Annotated in this window: 10 protein-coding genes and 1 pseudogene; 4 read left to right on the top strand and 7 right to left on the bottom strand. The window is 61.7% G+C overall.

Annotated elements, in window-relative coordinates:
• Nucleotides 1-187, bottom strand: a 187-nt coding sequence (locus ACFTZB_RS40465; protein ID WP_378440787.1) for a hypothetical protein, incomplete at its 3' end; no start/stop codon positions are given.
• A gap of 58 nt (nucleotides 188-245) precedes the next feature.
• Between ACFTZB_RS40465 and ACFTZB_RS40460 the strand changes: the two genes are divergently transcribed.
• The 4 genes from ACFTZB_RS40460 (at nucleotide 246) to ACFTZB_RS40445 (ending at nucleotide 3,749) form a co-directional block, all read left to right on the top strand.
• A complete protein-coding gene (locus ACFTZB_RS40460; RefSeq protein ID WP_378440785.1) occupies nucleotides 246-995 on the top strand; it encodes an HpcH/HpaI aldolase/citrate lyase family protein in 750 nt (249 codons plus the stop codon).
• A gap of 31 nt (nucleotides 996-1,026) precedes the next feature.
• Nucleotides 1,027-2,139, top strand: coding sequence for an acetyl-CoA acetyltransferase (locus tag ACFTZB_RS40455; protein WP_378440778.1), 1,113 nt, complete (start codon nucleotides 1,027-1,029; stop codon nucleotides 2,137-2,139).
• 233 nt (nucleotides 2,140-2,372) lie between these two features.
• Complete coding sequence (locus tag ACFTZB_RS40450) at nucleotides 2,373-3,380, top strand: zinc-binding dehydrogenase (RefSeq protein ID WP_378440776.1); 1,008 nt, start codon at nucleotides 2,373-2,375, stop codon at nucleotides 3,378-3,380.
• 3 nt (nucleotides 3,381-3,383) lie between these two features.
• Entirely contained in the window at nucleotides 3,384-3,749 is a 366-nt protein-coding gene (locus ACFTZB_RS40445) for a cupin domain-containing protein (protein ID WP_378440774.1), read from the top strand.
• 154 nt (nucleotides 3,750-3,903) lie between these two features.
• Here the strand turns inward: ACFTZB_RS40445 and ACFTZB_RS40440 are convergent, their stop codons facing one another.
• The 6 genes and pseudogenes from ACFTZB_RS40440 to ACFTZB_RS40415 all read right to left on the bottom strand — a co-directional run bounded on the left by ACFTZB_RS40440 (nucleotide 3,904) and on the right by ACFTZB_RS40415 (nucleotide 7,440).
• Nucleotides 3,904-4,590: an L-threonylcarbamoyladenylate synthase gene (locus ACFTZB_RS40440; RefSeq protein WP_378440772.1), complete on the bottom strand. Its 687-nt coding sequence runs from the start codon at nucleotides 4,588-4,590 to the stop codon at nucleotides 3,904-3,906.
• 100 nt (nucleotides 4,591-4,690) lie between these two features.
• Nucleotides 4,691-5,107: a hypothetical protein gene (locus ACFTZB_RS40435; protein WP_378440770.1), complete on the bottom strand. Its 417-nt coding sequence runs from the start codon at nucleotides 5,105-5,107 to the stop codon at nucleotides 4,691-4,693.
• Between the two features lie 113 nt (nucleotides 5,108-5,220).
• Nucleotides 5,221-5,367, bottom strand: a pseudogene (locus tag ACFTZB_RS40430) (alkyl hydroperoxide reductase); the annotation flags it as partial.
• A 33-nt stretch (nucleotides 5,368-5,400) separates the two neighbouring features.
• Nucleotides 5,401-5,991, bottom strand: a complete 591-nt coding sequence (locus ACFTZB_RS40425) for a DoxX family protein (protein WP_378440782.1) — start codon at nucleotides 5,989-5,991, stop codon at nucleotides 5,401-5,403.
• A 184-nt stretch (nucleotides 5,992-6,175) separates the two neighbouring features.
• Complete coding sequence (gene folE / locus ACFTZB_RS40420) at nucleotides 6,176-6,766, bottom strand: GTP cyclohydrolase I FolE (RefSeq protein WP_378440780.1); 591 nt, start codon at nucleotides 6,764-6,766, stop codon at nucleotides 6,176-6,178.
• Nucleotides 6,767-6,813: 47 nt separating this feature from the next.
• A complete protein-coding gene (locus ACFTZB_RS40415; RefSeq protein ID WP_378440768.1) occupies nucleotides 6,814-7,440 on the bottom strand; it encodes a VOC family protein in 627 nt (208 codons plus the stop codon).
• Nucleotides 7,441-7,564: the final 124 nt, after the last annotated feature.

Genomic DNA, 7,564 nt, shown 5'->3' with positions numbered 1-7,564 from the left:
CTCTGGGGCACTCCACCCGCACCCGACGGTGCCCCAGAGCGCCCACCCCACCACCGGAACGTCGCCCCCGTACCAGCCACCAGCGGGAATTGTGTTTATCCGTGCGTTGATCGGCGACTGCTGCTCGCCGTCCGAGAGCGAGGAGAACTGTCACCATGATCTTGAGACGCAACCAGCTATTAGCCATCTTACGAGATGGTCGAATCGCACTGGGCTGCAGTCTAAATGAAGCGCGCGACCCAGGCGTGGTGTACGCAATGGCTGCTGCGGGCGCGGACGCCGTATTCATCGACCAAGAACACAATCTCCACAACACCGAGACGGTCTTCGACTTGGTCGCGCACGCCCACGCGGCGGGAATCACTCCGTTGGTCAGGCCACCCCAAATAGACTATGCCTGGATCACCCGTCTGCTGGATGGAGGATGCCAGTCCTTGCTGATTCCGCATGTGCGGCATCCGTCCGAGGTCGAGCACCTCATCGACCTGGCGTTCTATCACCCAGGCGGTCGACGCGGCGTCGCCTTGGTCGGCGGAGCCGGCGTCAACTATCAGGAGGTCACCAGCGCGACAGACGCCATGCGCTGGGCCAACGAGAATCTGCTGATCGCATTGATTATCGAAACCCCCGAAGCGGTCGAGGCGTTGGATGAGCTTCTTCTCCCCGGCGTCGGGCTGGCATTGGTTGGGCACGGGGACCTTGCCCAACTGTATGGCGTGCCAGGAGATTCGCGACACCGCCTTGTGCTCGAGGCACAGGAACGGGTGCGCGCAGTCTGTGCAGAACGCGGAATCGCATACGGTGTGTTCCAGCCGAACCCCCATCTCATTGCCGACGAGGTTGCACTGGGCGCACAGTTGATCGTCCATGGTGGGGTCCTTTCCTTCATCCGCAAATCGGTGGGGAATTTCCGTAGGACTGTCGAGGAGGCACTGACCGCAAACTCGACGTCGGAACTGGTTCAGCCATGCGGCGGACCTTCAGTACACCGTTGAATATCAGAGTGTGGAGTTCGAGGTAAATCCGATGACCAACGAAGTCGTAATCGTGGAGGCAGTGCGATCACCGCTCACCCAGCGGCAGTTGTACGGCAGAATCCACTGTGAGCTTGCGGCGGACAAGCTGTTGGACATCACTGTCAACGGCCTACTGCAACGAGCCAAGATCGATGAGGACGAGATCACCACCGTCGTGACGGTGGGCGATGGGGCGGCGGCGCGTCGCCATGCCGAATCGTGGCGAAAGGTCTTCCCCCATATCGATCGGCACGAGTCGATGTCAACAACCGCCGCAATGAAATTGGCCCGCGATGCGATCACGGCCGAGCCGCGACGGATCGTGTTGGTCGTGGGAGCGACCAACGGGGATTGTCGTCACGAGACGGGGGCGTCAACTGATCGCCCGACGCCGCTGGAAGCGGACCTGCGAGGCATCACGCAACAGAACCAAAGCGAATACGTGTCGGCGTCGTATCGGCGTGCCCGCGAATGCGCCCTGTCCGGCGATTTTCGACGCGAGATCATCCCCCTCGAACTCCACCTCGATCACGAGATGACCGAGTTCATCGCGAGCGATGAGCTCAGGCAGGTGTGCGAGCCGGCCGGCGCCCATCGTCTTGCCCCCACACCAGCCGCTTTGCCGGTTTCGAATGGCGGAGCGGGTCAGGATTGTCAGCTATCCCTTCCCAGAGCTCATTCCGCGAGAGGCGCTGGCGCACTGGTGCTCACCGGCGCCAGCCGCGCCGACGAACTGGGACTCCACCCGCGCGGGCGCCTGGTAGGAGCCGAGACGCTGTTCGACACGCCACTCACGGGTGTATCCGTCTCACACCTCGAGTCGGTCCGCTCGTATCTTCGGTCCATGGGGGTGCCACTCAACCGGATCGATCAATTCGAAGTTCCGGAAGAGGTGGCGGTGACACCGCTGATCTGGCTCGAGGAGTTCGGTCTCAACACGTACATGCTCAATCCGCGGGGCGGGGCATTGGCCTTGGGTCATCTGGCCGAAATCGAAGGCATCCGGTGTTTGACAACCATGCTCAGCGCGCTGGAGGACACAGGCGGAACCTACGGCCTTGTTGCCACGTCGGGGCTCGATGGATCCGGCTTACTGCTCGTGGAATGCCTGAATAGTCCCTGACCACGAGCCTGGATGAATCAGCGCAGGGTCATATGCTCTGCAACGGCGCGGTCCGGGCCTCGGGAAGGATTCACGACTATTCCGGATATTTTTCGATCACGCAAACCTGTGGGTTATCCAAGGTATCGAATTCGATAGCAGCGGTCCCGGAAGTATTCCTCGAATAGATTTATTCGTAGTACAAGTGTAGACCATCACCGATTTCGAATTCGACTATACAAAAGTGGTGAATAATGAAGGCAATGGTAATCGGTCGTCGATCGAGTAGTCCTGGACTCGCACTGGTCGATGTGGCCCCCGCCGAGCTGGGAGACAAGCAGGTACGCGTCGCAGTGCGTGCGGCTTCCGTGAACCGCGCCGACCTGGCCCAGCTCGCCGGAACGCATACCTCCATCGGTGGTGTACCGCAGGCGCAGGTGGTGGGGCTCGACGCGGCAGGCGAGATCGTCGAAGTCGGTCCCGGTGTAACCGACTACGCGCGAGGCGACCGCGTGATGGCGATGGTGGCCGGCGGTCTGGCGCAAGAGATCGTCGTGGATGCCTCGATGCTCATCCCGATTCCGACGAACTGGAGTTTCATCGAAGGAGCTGCGGCGGTACTTGGCTTCATGACAGCCCACAATGCGTTGGTGACCACCGCGCGAATGACCGACGGCGAATCGGTTGCGATCCACGCGGCGACATCTGGTGTGGGCATGCAGGCAGTCCAGCTGGCGCGCTACTTCGGAGCCGGACTCATTGTCGGTACCACCCGTTCGGATCGAGGCAGCGCGCTACTTGGCGCCCTTGGCGTCCACGAAGTGATCAACACCAGTTCGACCGACTTCGCCGCGCGTGCATTGGAGATCACCGAAAGCAGCGGTATCGACATCGTTCTCGATCATGTGGGTGGAAGCTACCTTTCGATGAACATCCAGGCCGCGGCGGTGAAGGGCCGGATCGTAGGGGTCGGGCGCCTGGGGGGAGCCGAGGGGCTTCTCGATATGGAGGCGCTCGCGTTCAAACGGCTCGAGTTGGTCGGCGTGACGTTCCGCACCAGGACTACCGAGGAAAGGGCCGAGATCGTGCACGCGCTGCGGCGAGATATTGCAGCATTTCGCCTGGATGCCGCCCACCGCGATATCCACGAATCGCTCCGCCCGGTCATCGCGCGAGTCCTGCCCTGGAACGAGGCGGAGCAGGCATATCGATTGATGTCCGGTAATGAAATGCTCGGCAAGATCGTGCTGGAAGTTGGTTGAAAAGTGCATGCCGACGTGTTCGACGTAAAAGAAATGATGGGTTTCAAGCCCGTGCAAGGTATGGATGGACGTGCTGTCTTCGGCTCACATATGCAATTGACCTATGTGACCTTCGAGCCCGGTACGGTTGTGCCCGTCCACTCGCATCCGCAGGAACAGATCGGGTTGCTCCTCCACGGCACCGCGACGTTGTTGCTCGATACCGGTGAGGTGCAACTGACCGAGTTGTCCAGCTACGTGGTGCCAGGCGAGGTTCGACACGGTCTGATGGTCGGCTGGGAAGGTGCTGTGTTCGTCGAGGCGTTCTATCCCCTTCGGCAGGATTATGTTGATGCCGCCCGCGGTAAGGATGTAGTGCCGTTCCAGTGAGCTAAGTCAGCGCCTTCGATGACCTGAGAACGCTCCGCTGCGACCATGTCGTGTAGTGAGTGAACTCGAGGTGATGGAAGGGAGCATGGGGGCTGGAAATCACCACCGCTCGCCGTTGGCCGAGGTCTGCTGCGTCGGCATTGTGCCTGGCAAGTCATGGACGAGAACGGCGGCGGCGGCGATCGTGTTGCGATGTAGCGCGTCCCGTGAGGAGGGGTAGTTCCAAGACGTCGCTGATCTCAGCGCTCGAGATGGCTCCCTCACGGAGGATTGCCGGGTGTCTCGAGGTGGAGAGATCCACGATGGTGGAGGGTAGATCGCCGGTCATGGCGCCGTCGAGATAGACGCTGACGGCCGCGCCGAGATGTTTGCGAGCCTGCTCGACAGTGGTCGCCGGCGGACGTCCCGTCTGGTTGGCGCTCGACTGCGCGATCGGGCCTGCCTCGAGCAGTTCGAGGGCGACCGGATGCAGGGGCATCCGGACCATTATTGTTCCCCGTGTCCGCCCGAGGTCGCAGGTCAGATGCGGCGCGGCCTGCAGGACCAACGACAGAGCGCCGGGCCAGAATGCTTGGATCAGTTGGTGCGCCGGCAACGGCGCGGACGCCACCAGGTCGTCCAGAGATGCCGGGCTACCGACCAGGACGGAGGCGGGCTTGTCACCACTGCGTTGTTTCGCAGACAACAACGCGTGCACGGCCTCTCGGTTGAAGGCGTCAGAACCGACCGCGTACAGGGTGTCGGTGGGAAATACGACCAGGCGACCCGATCGGAGCGCGTCACCGGCGTGGGAGAGGCCGGTCTTCCTGATCTCGGGGGAGTGGCAGTCATATACGGTCATCGTCGGCTCGTTCGGAAATCGCTATGTTGTTGTCTGATCCGGTAGTCGACGTGCCGCGGGACTCGCTGTTGCACTGTCGGCGTTCACCGTCGATGGCTCATCACCGCTGACGTTGCGCGGTGTCCGACCGTGCCGACAGTTCTACCGACACGAGACGCTGACAGACCTCGATCAATCGATCTTCGCGACACGCCGCGGCAACGATGAACTTTCGCAACGCACTGCGTGCGTCGACCAACTCCCAGAACGTGACATCAGTAGGAGCGTTCACAGGTGAGAGTTTCGCGTACTGCGTCATCAATTCATCGATGCCCATCGAAGGCACGTCGCGAAGATCTTCGAGGAACCGATTCCGGTCCACTGCTTTTCCGGCGATGCCTGACCGTGGTGCCCCTGACAGGAATGTCATTCCCGCTGATAGCGACTCGGATGCGTATGGGACGACTCGTCGCGCAATGATGACACCCGCGGTCTTCGCAAGGGCATGGGCAGTCGCCGCGATTTCTCGGCCGCTCATCATCAGACGCTCGCACTCAGGAGTGCGCCCGGGGAGAGAATGGGGTCGCCCTTCTTCCAGTTGCCGGCGCACGGCTGGTCGGAGTGCAGGGCGCCGAGCACTCGGAGAATTCTCACGCGCCACTTTCCGGGGTAGTCGTCGCTGGTGACGGTGGTGAAGTAGTTGTCGGGCCGTTGGGCGAAGACCGTCGAGAGGTGGCCGCCGGTGACGGCGGTCAGGTTATAGGCGGGAAGCTGATCGCTGGTGGTCAGTAGGGTCATCGGGTTCCTTGCGCAGAGTTTGGGTCGCCGGGCTCAGGCTTGATCGCCCGGCTCGACCGTTGTGAGATCGGGCGTTGGCCGTTGAGCGTCTCGCGGGGTACGTCGGGGACTGTTCCAGAACACGGACGTGTGGCTGGCCGCAGCTGCCGCGCCCGCGATCAAGGTGGCCAACGCCGCTTTGCCACCGCGGAATCGTCCGAGCCGGAGATGACGATCCAGATTGAGCCTGCCCGCGGGGAGACTGACGAGCGCCACACATCCGGCGGCAAGGCCCGCTGCGTACTCATATCCCTCGGCCGTGATGAAAAAACCATTGGGGGCGTGCACGGTTCGAATCGCCACACCCATCGTTCCGATCACCGCTGCCGCTGCCACCGGGGTCATGCTCCCCGCGATGAGGGCGCTTCCCGAGAGGATTTCGACGCCGGCACTGGTGGCTGCCTGAAACTTGGGATCGCGGAATCCGATCGATTCGAACCAACGCGCCGTGCCGTCGAGCGAACGAGCGTGTTTTACTCCGTGCGCGACCATGGTCGCCCCGATAGTCGCTCTCAGTAATAGTTCAGCGACGTCAACGCCACCGAATCCGCGTTTCTGACTGCCTCGATCCGACTCAACTAGCATAGGTACCCCTGGGTTGTGCTGTTCCACCTCGGCGCGCCGACCTTCGAGGATCTCGGTGAGACGCGACGGGCAAGACCTGGTTGTTTGACGATTTACCGGCCATGGTTGAGACCATGCGTATATTCAGCCGCGGTTACGGATTCTTTCCTCAGCTTTCACTGAATCGCAGGTATCCGTCGTGGCTCTAGACCCCTGTCAGGGCGAAGAATTCCTGGCGTGATCGCGGATCGTCGCGCAACGATCCCGACAGCGCTGAGGTGACGGTGGTAGAGCCGATGGCGCGTATACCGCGCATCGACATACAGCTGTGCTCGGCTTCGATCACGACCCCCACACCCTTCGGCCCGAGTTTGGTTGTCAAGCAATCCGCGACTTGCTTCGTGAGTCGCTCTTGCACCTGCGGCCGGCGGGCGAAGAACTCGACTATCCGGGCGAGTTTCGACAGGCCGAGGACGCGTTCACCCGGCAGGTATCCCACATGCGCGACACCGCTGAACGGCAACAGGTGGTGTTCACACACCGAACGAACCGGAATGGATTTGGCCACCACCAGCTCGTCATACCCTTCATCGTTCGGGAAGGTCGTCAACTCGAAGGAGTTCGGGGTGAAGAGATCAAGGTAAGCCCGTGCCATCCTGCCGGGTGTATTTCGTACCCCGCTGGTGTCGGTATCGATCCCGAGCGCGTCCAGGAACGCCCGCGCAGCCGACTCCGCGGCGGCCAGGTCTGCGTTCCGCGGATCACGTACACCGGCCGCTCCGCCGTATACCAGCAAATCGACCGACTGCGTCGAGCTACTGCTGCCTGCGCTCCTTGTCGCGGTCACGAGGGGTTTACGCGGAGGGCGGGGACAGGGTTCGGATCGCGGAACCAGTCCGTCGGTTGGTGAGATTCCCACTTCGGGTTGTCTTTGTCGAAGGTTGCAATCTCGAGGGGGATCCCGTCCGGGTCGTAGAAGTAGAGGGACTCCACCCAGGCCTCGTAGTCACGGGCGATGATCTTGCTCGTCTTGACACCACAGGCTTGCAGGTGGTCCTGGAACCACACCATGTCTTCGTGGCTGTCGACGTTGAAGGCCACATGATCGAACTTCCGCGGAGTCCATTGGTTTTCCGGAACACCGGGCCACAACCATTCGGCACTGACCGAGGGCTCTGCGGTCGTGGGTGTATCGCTGATACCGGGTCCACCCACCACAATGAGCGATAGTAAGTTCCCGTTCCCCATGTCCAGGAAGGTGTTTTTCAGGATCTGGTATCCGCGTCCGGGCGCCGGGTAGTCGGCGGTGGTGCGAACAACGGTCAACCCCAGAATGTCGCGGTAGAACCGGACACTGGCGTCCATGTCACTGACGATGAGTTGCAGGTGATTGACACCGGCGAGGCGGCCTGTCGCAGCACCGGCCTGCGTCAGAATTGCCGGTTTAGTTTCCGTTGCCTCGGTGGTCATTTACGCTTCCTTACTTCTTTCGAGTAGGTCGCTCGACGCAGTCCGCGGGAGTTCGAGGAACCGTCTCGGGTGGTGGGGTGGGCGCTCTGGGGCACCGTCGGGTGCGGGTGGAGTGCCCCAGAGC

The organism is Rhodococcus sp. NPDC057014 (assembly GCF_042673295.1).
Lineage (GTDB): Bacteria > Actinomycetota > Actinomycetes > Mycobacteriales > Mycobacteriaceae > Rhodococcus_F.
The sequence above is the reverse complement of the archived record's forward strand: the minus strand, read 5'-3'. Positions and strand labels throughout refer to the sequence as shown.

What these genes read in the sequence shown, in the direction of transcription:
- ACFTZB_RS40455 (WP_378440778.1), top strand. Translation starts at nt 1,027, where the DNA reads ATGACCAACGAAGTCGTAATCGTGGAGGCAGTGCGATCACCGCTCACC.
- ACFTZB_RS40450 (WP_378440776.1), top strand. Translation starts at nt 2,373, where the DNA reads ATGAAGGCAATGGTAATCGGTCGTCGATCGAGTAGTCCTGGACTCGCA.
- ACFTZB_RS40440 (WP_378440772.1), bottom strand. Translation starts at nt 4,590, where the DNA reads ATGACCGTATATGACTGCCACTCCCCCGAGATCAGGAAGACCGGCCTC.
- ACFTZB_RS40435 (WP_378440770.1), bottom strand. Translation starts at nt 5,107, where the DNA reads ATGAGCGGCCGAGAAATCGCGGCGACTGCCCATGCCCTTGCGAAGACC.
- ACFTZB_RS40425 (WP_378440782.1), bottom strand. Translation starts at nt 5,991, where the DNA reads ATGCTAGTTGAGTCGGATCGAGGCAGTCAGAAACGCGGATTCGGTGGC.
- ACFTZB_RS40415 (WP_378440768.1), bottom strand. Translation starts at nt 7,440, where the DNA reads ATGACCACCGAGGCAACGGAAACTAAACCGGCAATTCTGACGCAGGCC.